Source organism: Rhizobium sp. RCC_161_2 (genome assembly GCF_041355235.1).
GTDB lineage: Bacteria > Pseudomonadota > Alphaproteobacteria > Rhizobiales > Rhizobiaceae > Rhizobium.
Genome location: NZ_JBFUPL010000002.1, coordinates 144960 through 158635, shown reverse-complemented (window position 1 = coordinate 158635; position 13676 = coordinate 144960). Strand labels below are relative to the sequence as shown.

15 protein-coding genes are annotated in these 13676 nt (G+C 60.9%); 6 read left to right on the top strand and 9 right to left on the bottom strand.

The genetic code is table 11. The features are described 5' to 3' along the window. Positions 1–18: 18 nt before the first annotated feature. From ilvC to AB6803_RS04885, 3 genes are all read right to left on the bottom strand, one after another. A complete protein-coding gene (gene ilvC, locus AB6803_RS04895) occupies positions 19–1038 on the bottom strand; it encodes a ketol-acid reductoisomerase (RefSeq protein ID WP_371107832.1) in 1020 nt (339 codons plus the stop codon). Positions 1039–1088: 50 nt separating this feature from the next. Continuing rightward, entirely contained in the window at positions 1089–1739 is a 651-nt protein-coding gene (locus AB6803_RS04890; protein ID WP_353619573.1) for a TetR/AcrR family transcriptional regulator C-terminal domain-containing protein, read from the bottom strand. A 115-nt stretch (positions 1740–1854) separates the two neighbouring features. Further along, entirely contained in the window at positions 1855–2763 is a 909-nt protein-coding gene (locus AB6803_RS04885) for an AraC family transcriptional regulator N-terminal domain-containing protein (RefSeq protein ID WP_371107831.1), read from the bottom strand. 205 nt (positions 2764–2968) lie between these two features. On the opposite strand from AB6803_RS04885, the gene AB6803_RS04880 reads away from it, so the two are divergent. Beyond that, on the top strand, positions 2969–4012 hold the full coding sequence (locus tag AB6803_RS04880; RefSeq protein WP_371107830.1) for an NAD(P)-dependent alcohol dehydrogenase: 1044 nt from the start codon (positions 2969–2971) through the stop codon (positions 4010–4012). A gap of 54 nt (positions 4013–4066) precedes the next feature. Here AB6803_RS04880 and AB6803_RS04875 read toward each other — a convergent pair whose 3' ends face one another. The 3 genes from AB6803_RS04875 to AB6803_RS04865 all read right to left on the bottom strand — a co-directional run bounded on the left by AB6803_RS04875 (position 4067) and on the right by AB6803_RS04865 (position 6561). Beyond that, positions 4067–5329 carry an NAD(P)/FAD-dependent oxidoreductase gene (locus AB6803_RS04875; RefSeq protein WP_371108327.1) on the bottom strand — a complete coding sequence of 421 codons (1263 nt, stop codon included), beginning with the start codon at positions 5327–5329 and terminating at the stop codon, positions 4067–4069. 120 nt (positions 5330–5449) lie between these two features. Next, positions 5450–6004: a PH domain-containing protein gene (locus AB6803_RS04870; RefSeq protein ID WP_371107829.1), complete on the bottom strand. Its 555-nt coding sequence runs from the start codon at positions 6002–6004 to the stop codon at positions 5450–5452. A 92-nt stretch (positions 6005–6096) separates the two neighbouring features. Further along, the gene (locus AB6803_RS04865; RefSeq protein WP_153365317.1) at positions 6097–6561 is read right to left on the bottom strand and encodes an Lrp/AsnC family transcriptional regulator; all 465 of its coding nucleotides are present in this window, start codon (positions 6559–6561) and stop codon (positions 6097–6099) included. Between the two features lie 159 nt (positions 6562–6720). Here AB6803_RS04865 and AB6803_RS04860 point away from each other — a divergent pair, with 159 nt between their 5' ends. From AB6803_RS04860 to AB6803_RS04845, 4 genes are all read left to right on the top strand, one after another. Continuing rightward, on the top strand, positions 6721–7440 hold the full coding sequence (locus tag AB6803_RS04860) for an aspartate/glutamate racemase family protein (RefSeq protein WP_371107828.1): 720 nt from the start codon (positions 6721–6723) through the stop codon (positions 7438–7440). A 155-nt stretch (positions 7441–7595) separates the two neighbouring features. Continuing rightward, the gene (locus tag AB6803_RS04855; RefSeq protein ID WP_371107827.1) at positions 7596–8102 is read left to right on the top strand and encodes an N-acetyltransferase family protein; all 507 of its coding nucleotides are present in this window, start codon (positions 7596–7598) and stop codon (positions 8100–8102) included. A gap of 102 nt (positions 8103–8204) precedes the next feature. Then, positions 8205–8822: a TetR/AcrR family transcriptional regulator gene (locus AB6803_RS04850; RefSeq protein ID WP_371107826.1), complete on the top strand. Its 618-nt coding sequence runs from the start codon at positions 8205–8207 to the stop codon at positions 8820–8822. 56 nt (positions 8823–8878) lie between these two features. Then, complete coding sequence (locus AB6803_RS04845) at positions 8879–10093, top strand: MFS transporter (protein ID WP_371107825.1); 1215 nt, start codon at positions 8879–8881, stop codon at positions 10091–10093. On the opposite strand, the gene AB6803_RS04840 is transcribed toward AB6803_RS04845, so the two are convergent. Together AB6803_RS04840 and AB6803_RS04835 are read right to left on the bottom strand one after the other, a co-directional pair. Continuing rightward, positions 10094–11341, bottom strand: a complete 1248-nt coding sequence (locus tag AB6803_RS04840) for an FAD-dependent oxidoreductase (protein ID WP_371107824.1) — start codon at positions 11339–11341, stop codon at positions 10094–10096. Positions 11342–11351: 10 nt separating this feature from the next. Then, positions 11352–11768, bottom strand: coding sequence for a winged helix-turn-helix transcriptional regulator (locus AB6803_RS04835; RefSeq protein WP_371107823.1), 417 nt, complete (start codon positions 11766–11768; stop codon positions 11352–11354). Between the two features lie 137 nt (positions 11769–11905). Between AB6803_RS04835 and AB6803_RS04830 the strand changes: the two genes are divergently transcribed. Beyond that, on the top strand, positions 11906–12793 hold the full coding sequence (locus AB6803_RS04830) for an SDR family oxidoreductase (protein WP_371107822.1): 888 nt from the start codon (positions 11906–11908) through the stop codon (positions 12791–12793). Positions 12794–12911: 118 nt separating this feature from the next. Here the strand turns inward: AB6803_RS04830 and AB6803_RS04825 are convergent, their stop codons facing one another. Beyond that, entirely contained in the window at positions 12912–13664 is a 753-nt protein-coding gene (locus tag AB6803_RS04825; protein WP_371107821.1) for a pyridoxine 5'-phosphate synthase, read from the bottom strand. Positions 13665–13676 lie beyond the last annotated feature (12 nt).

The following is a 13676-nucleotide window of genomic DNA, read 5'->3' as shown; positions in this document are numbered from 1 at the left end:
CAGCAACAGCCGAAAAGCTTAGTTGACGCTCTTGTCGACCAGCTTGTTCTTGCCGATCCAGGGCATCATGCCGCGCAGCTTGGCGCCGACTTCTTCGATCTGGTGGCTGTCGTTCAGGCGGCGGATACCCTTGAAACGGGCAGCGCCCGAACGGTATTCCTGCATCCAGTCCGAGGTGAACTTGCCGGTCTGGATGTCCTTCAGGACGCGCTTCATCTCGGCCTTGGTTTCTTCGGTGATGATGCGCGGGCCGGTGACGTATTCGCCCCACTCAGCGGTGTTGGAGATCGAGTAGTTCATGTTGGCGATGCCGCCTTCATAGATCAGGTCGACGATCAGCTTTACTTCGTGCAGGCACTCGAAATAGGCCATTTCCGGTGCGTAGCCGGCTTCGACCAAGGTTTCGAAACCAGCGCGGATCAGCTCGACGAGACCGCCGCACAGAACGACCTGTTCGCCGAAGAGGTCGGTTTCGCACTCTTCGCGGAAGTTGGTTTCGATGATGCCCGAACGACCGCCGCCAACGCCGCAAGCGTAGGAGAGAGCGAGTTCAAGAGCATTGCCGGAAGCATTCTGGTGAACGGCAACGAGGCAGGGAACGCCGCCGCCCTTCTGGTATTCGCCGCGAACCGTGTGGCCCGGGCCCTTCGGAGCGATCATGACGACATCGACCGAAGCCTTCGGCTCGATGAGGCCGAAGTGAACGTTGAGGCCGTGTGCGAAAGCGATCGCCGCGCCGTCACGGATGTTCGGGGCGATGTCGGCCTTGTAGATGTCGGCCTGGAGTTCGTCCGGGGTCGCCATCATCATCAGGTCAGCCCAGCCGGCAGCTTCGGCAACCGTCATGACCTTGAAGCCATCGGCTTCGGCCTTCTTGATGGTCGGCGAACCGGCCTTCAGCGCAATCACAACGTTCTGTGCGCCGCTGTCCTTGAGGTTCAGCGCATGGGCGCGGCCCTGCGAACCATAGCCAATGATGGCAACCTTCTTCGACTTGATGAGATTGAGATCGGCATCACGATCGTAATAGACGCGCATTGTTTTTCCTTCCCTTTGCTTGTCTGGTGTAAGGCGTAAATTGAAACTTCTCAGACGGTTGCGGCTGCTTCCGCCAAAACCTTTTCCGTGCCGTAAAGCTTGAGAAAAGCGGTGACCGCCCTCTCGGCCTGACGGCTCGTATCCTTCAAACCGGGCTCGCCGAGCAGCATGCGCACATGCAGATCAGACACAATGAGCCCGTAAAGCGTGTGGTAAGCCTCATCGGCATCTAGGAAGCGCAGAAGCCCTGCCCTTTTGCCGGCGTCGATGAGGCCGCTGGCGCGGCGGTCGATCTGCCGGCGGCCGCGTTCAAGCAAAAGCTTGCCGAGCTTGGAGCCATCGCGGTTCGACTGGCCGATCGCCAGGCGGTTCAACGCCAGCGACACGTCGCCCGCCAGAACCTCAAGGAGATCACGCGCGAACACCACGAGATGATCGTGCAGGCTCGCCGCCGTCAGCCGCTCGCCGTTGCGCTCGAACGTACGTACCTTGCTGGCCTGATAGGTGATCATCGCCGACAGCAGGCCGTCGCGATCGCCAAACCACTTATAAAGACTTTCCTTTGAACAATTGGCGGCGCGCGCGACGCCCGAGGTCGTCAGCGCCTTTTCGCCGCCATCGACGAGCAACCGCAACGCCTGCTCCAGAACGGCGTTCTGGCGCGGCGAAAACTCGCTCGACTGTCCTGCTTCGCTGAGCACGATGGCCACCCTCAAATGAGTACCGTACGGTACGGTTCGTGGCGCGTTATGGCGCAGAGCAGAGCGAGCGTCAAGCGAAAATCGTCGCTGCACCGCATCAATAAAGCACGCAAAACTATTCCGCGGCGACCGGACTGCGTATGCCCTCGACGTCCCGGAGCGGCGACAGGCCGTAAAGGCGGCTATATTCGCGGCTGAACTGCGATGGGCTCTGATAGCCGACGCGATGACCGGCAGAGCCGACATCGAGCTGCTCCACAATCATCAACCGTCGTGCCTCATGCAGCCGAAGCTGCTTCTGGTATTGTATCGGCGTCATCGCCGTGACGGCCTTGAAATGATGATGCAGCGAGGAAACGCTCATGCCCGCGCGGTCGGCCAGTTCCTCGATGCGCAGCGGCTGGGTGAAATTGCCGCGAATCCAGGCAATGGCGCGCGCCACCCTGTTGCTCTGGCTCTCGGCCATGGCAACCTGCAGCAGCCGAGGTCCATTCGGGCCGGTCAGCAGGCGGTAGAGAATCTCCTGCTCGATCAGCGGCGCCATCGCCGGAATATCCTCCGGCCGGTCGAGCAATCGCAGCAGCCGCAACGAGGCGTCTAGCAGCTCCGGCGAGGCAGGATTGACCGCCAGACCCCGCACGGGTTCCGCCGTCACCGCCTCGCGCGGAATATTGACGCGCGACAGCAGCTCCTTCAGCCGTTCGCTGTCGAGCGCCATGCCGAAACAAAGATAGGGTGTTTCGCTGCCGACATTGGTGACCTGCGTCGATACGGGAAGGTCGAGGGCAGTTAGAATGTACTCGCCAACGCCGTAGTGGTATATATCGGCGCCAACGGTCAGGGTTTTGCGCCCTTGGACCACAATGGCAAAGCAGGGCCGGTAAGCCCCGTGCTGCCACACGGTCGCGGCCGACTGCCGATAGAGATTGAGCCCTTCTATCGGTGTGCGATGCTCCCCATCCTCCGTCGCGAAACGGGCGATGATGGAAGCAAGTTCCTGATTGGGATTGAAAGGCAGGGTCATGCGCAACCGATTATTCTCGAGGATTTGTCGAGACCTATCTAGGTCTCCGTCCGTTGTTTCGAAAGAGCGTAGGCCATCCAGATTCGGAGAATCGTACATAAAGCTTGCAGGATCGCTCTAACGCTGTCGCCCGTTTCCGACGCATAGTCAGTCATCAAAATTTCGATCTTCACCTAGAGCCAATCCTACCAAAAAGGAACTCCCCATGGCTATTGCAAAGGGCTACGCCGCCACAGACGCGTCCAAGCCGCTCACCCCCTTCACCTTTGAACGCCGCGAGCCGAAGGACGATGATGTCGCCATCTCCGTCAAATATTGCGGCGTCTGCCATTCCGACATCCACCAGGCCCGCAACGAATGGGGCTTCTCGAAGTACCCGATGGTGCCGGGCCACGAAGTCGCCGGCATTGTAACCGCCGTCGGTTCGAAGGTCACGAAGTTCAAGGTCGGCGACCGCGTCGGCGTCGGCTGTTTCGTCGACTCCTGCACGACCTGCGCCACGCGCGACCTCGACTACGAGCATTATATGCCGGGCCTGGTCCAGACCTATAACGACGTCGAAGCCGATGGCGAGACGCCAACCTATGGCGGCTATTCCGACTCGATCGTTGTCAAGGAAGGCTATGTCCTTTCCTTCCCGGACAATATCCCGCTCGACGCAGGTGCGCCGCTGCTGTGCGCCGGCATCACGCTCTATTCGCCGCTGCGCCACTGGAAGGCCGGCCCCGGCAAGAAGGTTGCCGTTGTCGGCATGGGTGGCCTCGGCCACATGGGCGTCAAGCTGGCGCATGCCATGGGCGCGGAAGTAACCGTTCTCAGCCAGACGCTGTCGAAGAAGGAAGACGGCCTCAAGCTCGGCGCGGACCACTATTACGCCACCAGCGATGTCGAAACCTTCACCAAGCTCGCAGGCAGCTTCGACCTGATCCTCAACACGGTCGGCACCGCCATCGACTGGAATGCCTACCTGAACCTGCTGAAGTATGACGGCAGCATGGTGCTGCTCGGCGTTCCGGAACATGCCGTTCCGGTCCATGCCTTCTCGCTGATCCCCGGCCGCCGCAGCCTCTCCGGCTCGATGATCGGCTCGATCAAGGAAACCCAGGAAATGCTGGACTTCTGCGGCGAGCACAACATCGTCTCGGAAATCGAGCTGATCAATATCGACAAGATCAACGAAGCCTATGAACGCGTTCTGAAGAGCGACGTCCGCTACCGTTTCGTCATCGATATTGCATCCCTGGCCTAAGCGCCACCGCGCAAAGATCGACAGAAAAAGGGCAGCCAAACGGCTGCCCTTTTTTCATTCCTCACGCATGGTTTCCCTCTGCGTAATCAGCCGGGCACTGTGCTGGCGGCTGATATAGATCCACAGCCAGCTCCAGGCGACGGCGATGCGCCAGCGGGTGCCGATCAGGAAGTAGATATGGGCAAGGCCCCAGACCCACCAAGCAAGCCAGCCCTTGAGCTTGATCCGGCCGAAATCGATGATCGCGGCGCTTTTGCCGATCGTGGCAAGGCTTCCCTGATGGCGATAGTGAAACGGCCCCGGTGCCGGCTGGCCCGCCAGTTTCGCCCTGATCACCTTGGCGACATAGGCACCCTGCTGCTTGGCGGCCGGCGCGATACCCGGCACGGGGCTGCCATCCTCGCGCGTCACCGCGGCGGTATCACCGATGACGAAAACATCCGGTTGGCCGGGCGCCCGCAATTCCTTATCGACAATGGCGCGTCCGGCCCGGTCAGCCGGGATATCGAGCCATTTCGCAGCCGGCGACGCCTCAACGCCGGCGGCCCAGACGATGGTGCGGCAGGGCACGAAACTATCGCCGATGGTGACGCCCTCGGCGGTGCAGGATGTGACCGGCTTGCCGAAACGAAGTTCGACACCGAGCTTTTCCAACGCCTTTTGGGCATAGTCCGACAACTCCTCGACAAAGCTTGCGAGAACGCGCGGACCTGCTTCCACAAGGATGATCCTCGCCTTGCTGGTATCGATGTTGCGGAATTCCTTCGGCAGCGTCTTTCGTGCCAGCTCGGCGATAATGCCGGCAAGCTCGACCCCGGTCGGCCCGGCGCCGACAATCACGAAGGTGAGCAGCGCCTCACGAATGGCCGGATCTTTTTCCAGCTCGGCCTGTTCGAAAGCCAAAAGCACGCGGCGGCGAATGGTCGTCGCATCCTCGAGCGTCTTCAGCCCCGGCGCCACCGGCTCCCATTCGTCATGGCCGAAATAGGCATGAGTGGCTCCCGTTGCCAGCACCAGCGTATCGTAGCCGATCGTATCACCATTCTTCAGTGTGACCGTATGCGCTTGGCTATCGACATCAGCGACTTCCGCCAACAGTGTCGTCACCTCCGGCCGGTCCCGGAAAAAGTTGCGGATCGGCCAGGCGATCTCGGACGTGGCGAGCAAGGTGGTCGCGACCTGATACAGGAGCGGCTGGAACAGGTGATGGTTACGCCGGTCGATCAACGTGATGCGGACCGGTGCGCCTTTCAGATCATTGGCGAGCTGCAATCCGCCGAAACCGCCCCCGACGACGACGATATGATGATCCTGCATAACGACACCCCGCATCTATTACATCGCCGCAAACGTAGAGTTGAGGGCGACGGCCAGCAACTGCCTTTTATGCATGGCACCTGTGCGGGCGTGATTCTTACGGTGTAATCGAAAATGCCATCAACGATTTCGCGCTCGCTGGATCAGATCGAATGTCTCACGCACATCGGCGATACCGAGAAATTTAGGGGTATTCGAAAGCGCGGGTGTCCAAAGACCGATACCGCCGCCACGGCGGCCGTAGCCGATCTGGACATCGTTTCCGAAGCTGATGGTACCCGTTCCATTGCCATTCTGATCCAGATCCAGGGTCTGCAACTGACCCAGCGGTACGGTCAGAAGTTTGGAAAACCAGCCTTCACGCAAAACCATGATACGCTGATCGCTGACCGCATACTGCGTCCTGGCACGGACGAATGCATCCAGCGCGAAACGACCGACGATGAGGTACAAGCCGATCAAGACGAAAGGCAGACCCCATAGCTTGAAAAACAACGGTGCATTGGCCTGGCGCGCAACCATGCTTTCCCAGAAGACCGCAAATCCACCCCACATCAGCGAAAATGGCACCAGAAGCAGGTCCTTCCTGCTAAACATAAGGCCTTGTTTCGGCCGGCCCTGCCACAACAACTTTTCGCCGGGCAGCGCATAGTTCTGAATGTCCGCATTGCTCATGACAAATGGCCTCTAAAGCACACACGCCACGACACCTTAGCTGAGAGAATTCGCTGAGATAATATGCAAAACCAGCCTGCGACTCTATGGACCTATTGCGCATAGCCGACAGGAATCGAGGCGCCGCTTTTCAGCTCCTCCATCGATATCGAGGCGGATACATCGAACAGTTCCACCTTGCGGACGATCTTCTTGTAGATGACATCATACTGCTCGACGCGCGGCAGCACGATCTTCAGGATGTAATCGTAATTGCCCGTCAGCCGGTGCGCCTCGACGATCTCGGGGATATCGCCGATCGCCTTGCGGAACCTCTCGATCCACTCATCCGCGTGGTGGGCGGTCTTGATCAGTGCATAGACCGTCGTCGGCACGCCCATCTTCTCACGGTCGAGGACAACGATGCGCCGGGCGATATGGCCGCTCTCCTCCAGCCGCTGGATGCGCCGCGAGCAGGCCGAAACCGACAAAGCCACCCGATCGGCAAGATCGGTCACCGAGATACCGGCATCCGTCTGCAGGAGGTCGAGAATCTTCCGGTCGCGTTCGTCAAGCATGCGCGGCAATCTCCATGGCGACGCTGTATTTTTGCGTCATTTGACACAATGGCGCAAAAAACAGCAGAAGAAAATGCTCTCGCGACAAAGATTGCAAACATAAGGCGGCTGACATGCGGCACTATTCCGTCACTCAAAACAATAACGGAGAGCAGCATTATGCGCACCATCGGCCTGATCGGCGGCATGAGTTTCGAAAGTTCGGCGGTCTATTATCGCCTGATCAACGAGATGGTTCGCGACCGCCTGGGCGGCCTCGCCTCCGCCGAGGTATTGATGTACTCCGTCAATTTCGAAGAGATCGTCGCTCTGCAGAAGGCCGGACGCTGGGATGCCGCCGCGGCCCGCCTCGGCGATGTCGCACACCGCCTGCAGGTCGCCGGCGCCGAATGTGTGTTGATCTGCACCAACACCATGCACCTGATCGCACCGGACGTTGCCGCGCGCGTCTCCGTCCCGCTCATCCACATCGTCGACGAAACGGCGACCGCACTGAAGGCTGCCGGCCGCGTCAAGCCGTTATTGCTCGCCACCCGTTACACGATGGAACACGGTTTTTACGCCGAACGCATGGCCCGCAACGGCGTTTCCATCATGGTTCCCGGCGCCGACGACCGCACCACCGTCCACGACATCATCTTCAGCGAACTATGCGCTGGCATCGTCAAGAACGAGTCGCGCGAGAAGTTGGTCGAGATCATCGAGCGCGCCAAGGCCGAAGGTGCCGACAGCGTCATCCTCGGCTGCACCGAGATATGCCTGATCCTCGATCCGAACGGGCTTGCTATGCCGGGCTTCGACTCCACGACAATCCACGCGCAAACCGCCGTCGACTTCGCCCTCGATGCGGAAAAGGCGAGCACTAGTCAGGCGGCTTGACGAAACTCCGCGGCTTGACCGAGTCAGATAGACGATGGACACCCTCCCTAATGTTTCGGTGAGGGAATGCCTGTTTGCGACCATGAACATGGACAGCCGCCAGATCCATCAATAGTGTCGATACAGCTTTGATTTGCTTGGAGATATCGACATCCATGACCAGCACGACCGAGATCCGGATACTGCCGATAGCGGACGAGCATATCGAGGGCTTTCACAAGGCCCTCGATACCGTTGCGCGTGAGCGAAAGTACCTATCCTTGCTGGAAGCATTTCCCCTGGATGAGACGCGCGATTTCGTGCTTGGCATGATCCGGAATGGCAATCCGCAATTCGTTGCCCTTGATGGCGAAACGGTAGTCGGTTGGTGCGATATCAGTCGCCATTTCTTCCCTTCGCATGCCCATGGCGGCAAGCTCGGCATGGGGATCATTCCGTCCTATCGCGGCAAAGGCCTGGGACAGCAGCTCATAGAGGCGACCCTGCAAGCGGCGCGCGATGCCGGCTTCGTGCGCGTGGAACTCAGCGTGCACGCCGATAATGCCAGCGCCATCGCCCTTTATGAGCGGGTCAGCTTTGTCCGGGAGGGCATAGCGCGTAAATCCGCCTGCATCGACGGGCGCTATATCGATACCATCAACATGGCGATCCTCTACGAATAGACGTGCCGGAGATCAGCGAAAGCTCCGGCGATACGCATCACGATTTTGTTGCGACGCAAAATTCCGCTTGATTTGGAAACGATCATTTCCTAAATAATCCACATGACAACGGACTCATTGGACATTTCACCGAAGTTGCGCGGCCGCCCGCGTGAATTCGATATGGACGCCGCTCTCGACGAGGCGTTGCGGGTCTTTTCCGAGCGCGGCTATTATGCCGCCTCGATCAGCGAACTGACCGAGGCAATGGGGCTGACGGCCGGCAGCGTCTACAAGGCGTTCGGAGACAAGCGTGGCATATTCCTCGCCGCTTTCGGCCGTTATCGCCATGTACGGCAGCAATTGATCGACGAGTGCTTGGACCGCGCTACCAACGGCCACGATAAGCTGCGCGCATTGGTGAAATTCTTTGCCGAGGCGTCCTGTGGCGAGGTCGGTCGAAGAGGTTGCCTCGTCGTTGGCAGCGCGACCGAGCTCGCACTTTTCGACGAGGAAGTCGCCGGCCGCGTTGGGGTGGCTTTCGATTTCGATGAGCGGCGTATTCTGGATCTCATCCACCTCGGACAGGCGGATGGCTCCGTACCCAGGCATATCGATGCCGAAAGTAGCGCCTGCACGTTGCTCTGCCTCACCAAAGGCATGCGCGTGATCGGAAAAACCGGCCGGGGACAGGAGCAGATGCTCGCCGTCGCCGAAGTGGCCATGAAATTACTGGACTGATTTTCATCGAATTTTGGGGAGCCCGCTCCCCTTGCCCGCATCAAGGAACAAAAGACATGCCCGCCACCGCCGCCGTCCCAAGGGAGAGCGCTCCGCTCCCCGAAAAGACCATTTCGCCATTGATGACCTTCATGTTCGCCGCCGCCTGCGGGCTGGTGGCCGCCAATCTCTATTACGGCCAGCCGCTGGCCGGCCCGATCAGCCAGGCGCTCGGCTTCACGCCGGCGGCAACCGGCCTGATCGTAACGCTGACGCAGATCGGCTATGGACTCGGCCTGCTGCTGATCGTGCCGCTCGGCGATCTCTTGGAAAACCGCCGGCTGGTGCTGACGCTGGTCGCACTGGCGGCCGTGGCGCTTGTCGGCGCGGCTTTCGCATGGTCGCCGTCACTCTTCCTGCTGGCCTCGCTCTGTATCGGCCTTGCCTCCGTCGCGGTGCAGGTGCTGGTGCCCTTCGCCGCCCATATGGCGCCGGATGCCAGCCGCGGCGCGGTCGTCGGCAATGTCATGAGCGGCCTGCTCTGTGGCATCATGCTGGCCCGGCCGGCGGCGAGCTTCCTGTCGGAACTGCTCTCCTGGCATGCGGTCTATATCCTCTCGGCCGGCGTCATGATCGGGCTTGCCGTCATCCTGCGTATCGTCCTGCCGACCCGCCGTCCGCACACCAAGCTGCACTATGGCCAACTGCTCTCGTCAATGGGTCATCTCGCCCTGCACGAGCCGGTACTGCAGCGCCGCGCCCTCTATCAGGCCTGCATGTTCGGCGCCTTCAGCCTGTTCTGGACGACGACGCCACTGCTGCTGGCAAGTCCGGCCTTCGGCCTGACGCAGAACGGTATTGCCCTCTTCGCTCTGGCTGGTGCCGCGGGCGCTATCGCTTCACCGATCGCCGGTCGCCTGGCCGACCGTGGCCTGACGAAACTTGCCACTGGCGCTGCCATGGTGCTCGCCATCATCGCCTTCCTCATCGGCCACGCCTCCGGCAGCGGTTCGCTGCTGGCGCTTCTCACCCTGACGCTCTCCGGCATCATGCTCGATTTCGGCGTGCAGACCAATCTCGTGGTCGGCCAGCGCGCCATCTATGCGCTGAGCGCCGAACATCGCAGCCGCCTGAACGGTCTCTACATGGCGACATTCTTTGGCGGCGGCGCGATCGGCTCGGCGCTCGGCGGCTGGGCCTATGCCACCGGTGGCTGGAACCTCACCTCGTGGATCGGCGTCGCCTTCCCGGTCGTGGCGTTGCTGATCTTCCTGACCGAACGGGGAAAATGATCAGGATGGCTGCGGAACGGCGTTCCGCAGCCAATCGCATTCGCTGAGACCCGCCGCCGCAAAGGGATCGACCAGCGTGCCGGAGACAATCGACGCCAATATCTGCGGTCCCGGCGGTATCTTGGCGATGGTGGCGACCAGCCGGTCGCGGACCCAGGCAAGGGCCGCCGAATCCGACTGGTAGAACGGCGTAAATGCCAGCGACAGCAGCTGGAACAGCCGCACATGCAACCGCCGCGCCTGCGCATAGGCGGCAAGCGCCGTCCCGATATCCTCATTGCTCACCAAGGCATGCGCAAGTGCGGCCACATCCAGCAGCGCCATATTGGCGCCCTGCCCAAGCTGCGGGCTGGTCGAATGCGCGGCATCGCCGACGAAGACCATGCGGCCGTTATAGGGCGTGGTCATGGTCCGATGGGCATAGCGCGCCAGCGTCAACTGATCCCAATCGCTGATCTGATCGAGCAAGGGCTGACATTCCGGCCAATAGCCACGGATCGCCGCCTTCCAGCGATCGAGCCCCCGACGGCGCACCTCGTCGACATCCGCAACCTTCAGGCTCCAGAACAATGCGGCCTGCTTCGGCATATCCGGTTGCCGCCGCCCGATCGGCAAGACGCCGATCATCACCTTCGCCTGATCGTAGCGCTGCGTCAGCGCCCTCTCATCCACCAATCCATCCGGACAATCCAGTGTCGCCCAAAAGGCGCCATAGGTGAGGTTGCGCGCATGCGGTGCGACCGGCGAAGCGGTGACCAATTCGGAACGCGCACCACTGGCATCGATGACAAGATCATACGGTCCCAGCCGCTCGCCACCCTCGACCGCGAGATAGGTCTGACCGCCCTCCTCCAGCAGAGAAACCACCCGCCGCCCGGTGAACACAAAATGTCTCCGGGTGGAGACCTCATGGTAAAGCGTGTCGAATAATGCGGCGCGATGAACCGCAAGCCCATAACGCCCGCCGGCCAAGGCATCATAGCGCACGTCGAGAACGGTACGGCCACGCTTCGTCTCGATGCCGAACAGCCGGTCGATACGATTGCCAGCCGCGTGAATGGCGGGGCCAAGGCCGAGCGATTCCAGTACGGTCAGGCCGGTTGGCTGTAGCATCAGCGCGGATCCGACCGGTGCGGGATTGTCGAAACGCTCGATAATCTCCGTCGCATGGCCGGCACGGGAGAGAAAAAGGGCAGCGGCAAGCCCGGCAGGTCCGGCGCCGACAATGGCAATTTTCAGGGATTTCACGGGGTCGCGCTCAGTCCTGCGATTGATCGAAACGGACGCGTGCCGCACGCACCGCTTCATGATTGGCCTCGGCCCAATTCAAAAGCGGCGCCAGCGGCACGTAGAGCGAGCGGCCAAGATCGGTCATGCGGTATTCGACGCTCGGCGGCTTGGTGGGGAAAACCTCGCGACCGACATAGCCATCTCGTTGCAGGTCCCGGAGCGTCTGAGTCAGCATGCGCTGGGAAATATCGGGCACCATCCGGCGCAGTTCGCCGAAGCGATAGGGCCGCTGTGCCAGTGCCTCAAGCAGCAAGATCGACCACTTGCCGCCGATCCGCGAAATCAGATCCCGCACCGGGCAATTCGTGAAATCGAGTTGGCTGATATCGACGGCACGCAGCGGTGCCTCTATGCTGCGCAGATTGACGACGGTGCTGGCGCTCATGCTGGTTCCCTTAAAGTAACCTACAGCCGAAAAACTGCCTCCTTTACAGGCCGAAGTCAATTCCTATTCTAGTGTTAGTCTCTTTTTGAGAGCGACAAACCTCTGCGAGTCCGCGGCGGTCAAACAAGGATAAAGATATGAGCAGCACCCTCCTCGTTACCGGCGCCGCCGGCCAGCTCGGCCAGCGCGTCATTCATCACCTGCTGGAGACCTACAAGGTTGCGCCCGGCCGCATCATCGCCGCCACCCGCAGCCCCGAGAAGCTCGCCGAGCTCGCCGCCAAGGGCGTCATCACCCGCAAGGCCGATTTCGACGATGCCGCCACTCTTCCTGCCGCCTTCGCCGGCGTCGACCGCCTGCTGATCATCAGCACGGACGCACTCGCCGTTCCCGGCCTGCGCCTGAAGCAGCAGACGGCTGCCGTTGAAGCTGCGAAGAAGGCCGGCGTCAAGCATATCCTCTATACGTCCATGCCCGCCCCGGACGGTTCTCTCGTCAGCTTCGCGCCCGACCATCTCGGCACCGAAAACGCCATCAAGGCGAGCGGCATCGGCTACACCATCCTGCGTGACGCCTGGTATTTCGACAATTTCCTCATGGGCCTGCCGCATAGCCTCGCAACCGGGAAATGGTATACCGCGACCGGCGGTGGCCGTACCAGCAACATCAGCCGTGACGATTGCGCGCTTGCCATCGCCGCAGCGCTTGCCTCCGACACCACGGAAAGCGCGACCTATACCTTGACCGGCTCCACATCATTGACGATCGAAGATGTGGCATCCGTCGTCAGCAAGGTCACCGACCGTCCGCTTGAGGTCGTGCAGGTGAACGACGAACAGTTCGCCGCCGGCCTGACCGGTGCCGGCCTGCCGAAATTCGTGGTCGACATGCTCGTCTCCGCCGACGCCAATGCCCGCGCCGGCAAATTCGACATTCTCACCAATGATTTCAACAAGCTGACCGGCAAGGAGCCGCAGACGGTGCGTGCCTTCTTCGAAGAACACAAGGCTGCGCTGCTCGGCTGAGTTTTTGGATACTCCTTGGTCCCTTCTCCCCGCGATGCGGGGAGAAGGCTAGGATGAGGGGCCAGGTATGAAGGCGCGGCAAAAACAAGCTCGCCTGACCAGCCCCAAAACCTTCCCCTTAAATCGCCTGCCCGCAAGCCCGGCAGAACCGCCGCACCGTCTCGGCCATGCCGTACTCCAGCGCATCGGCCGTCAGTCCATGCCCGATGGAAGCTTCGGCAAGCGCCGGAATGCGCTTGAGCAGCGCCGGCAAATTCGCAACCGTCAGATCATGGCCGGCATTGACGGCAAGACCGCTGGCAAACGCGGCATCGGCCGTCTTGCCCAGTGCCTCGAGGATGACAGCCGCCCGCTCCGGCGCGTCATAGCAGCCGCCATAAGGGCCGGTATAAAGCTCGATGCGGTCGGCACCGACGTCCCGGGCGATCTTGACGGCTTCAGCGTCGCCGTCACCATCCGCGAACAGTGAAACACGGCAGCCGATCGTCTTATATTTGGCGACGACATCGGCCAGCAGGTTGTGGTTCTTGCGGAAATCCCATCCATGATCCGAAGTCGCCTGCGACGGATCATCCGGCACCAATGTCACCTGCTCGGGTTCGACGGAGGCGCAGAGATCAAAGAATTCGTCGCTCGGATAACCCTCGATATTGAACTCGGCTTGCGGAAACTCGTCATCGATCAGCGCCCGGATCTCGGGCAGATCCGAGAAGCGGATGTGCCGCTGATCCGGCCGCGGATGCACCGTCAAGCCACTGGCACCAGCGGCCAATGCAATGCGTCCAAGCCCCGTGACACTCGGCCAGGGCAGATCACGCCGGTTACGCAGCATCGCGATGGCGTTGAGGTTCACGGAAAGCTTGGCAGGCATGATCGAAATCCA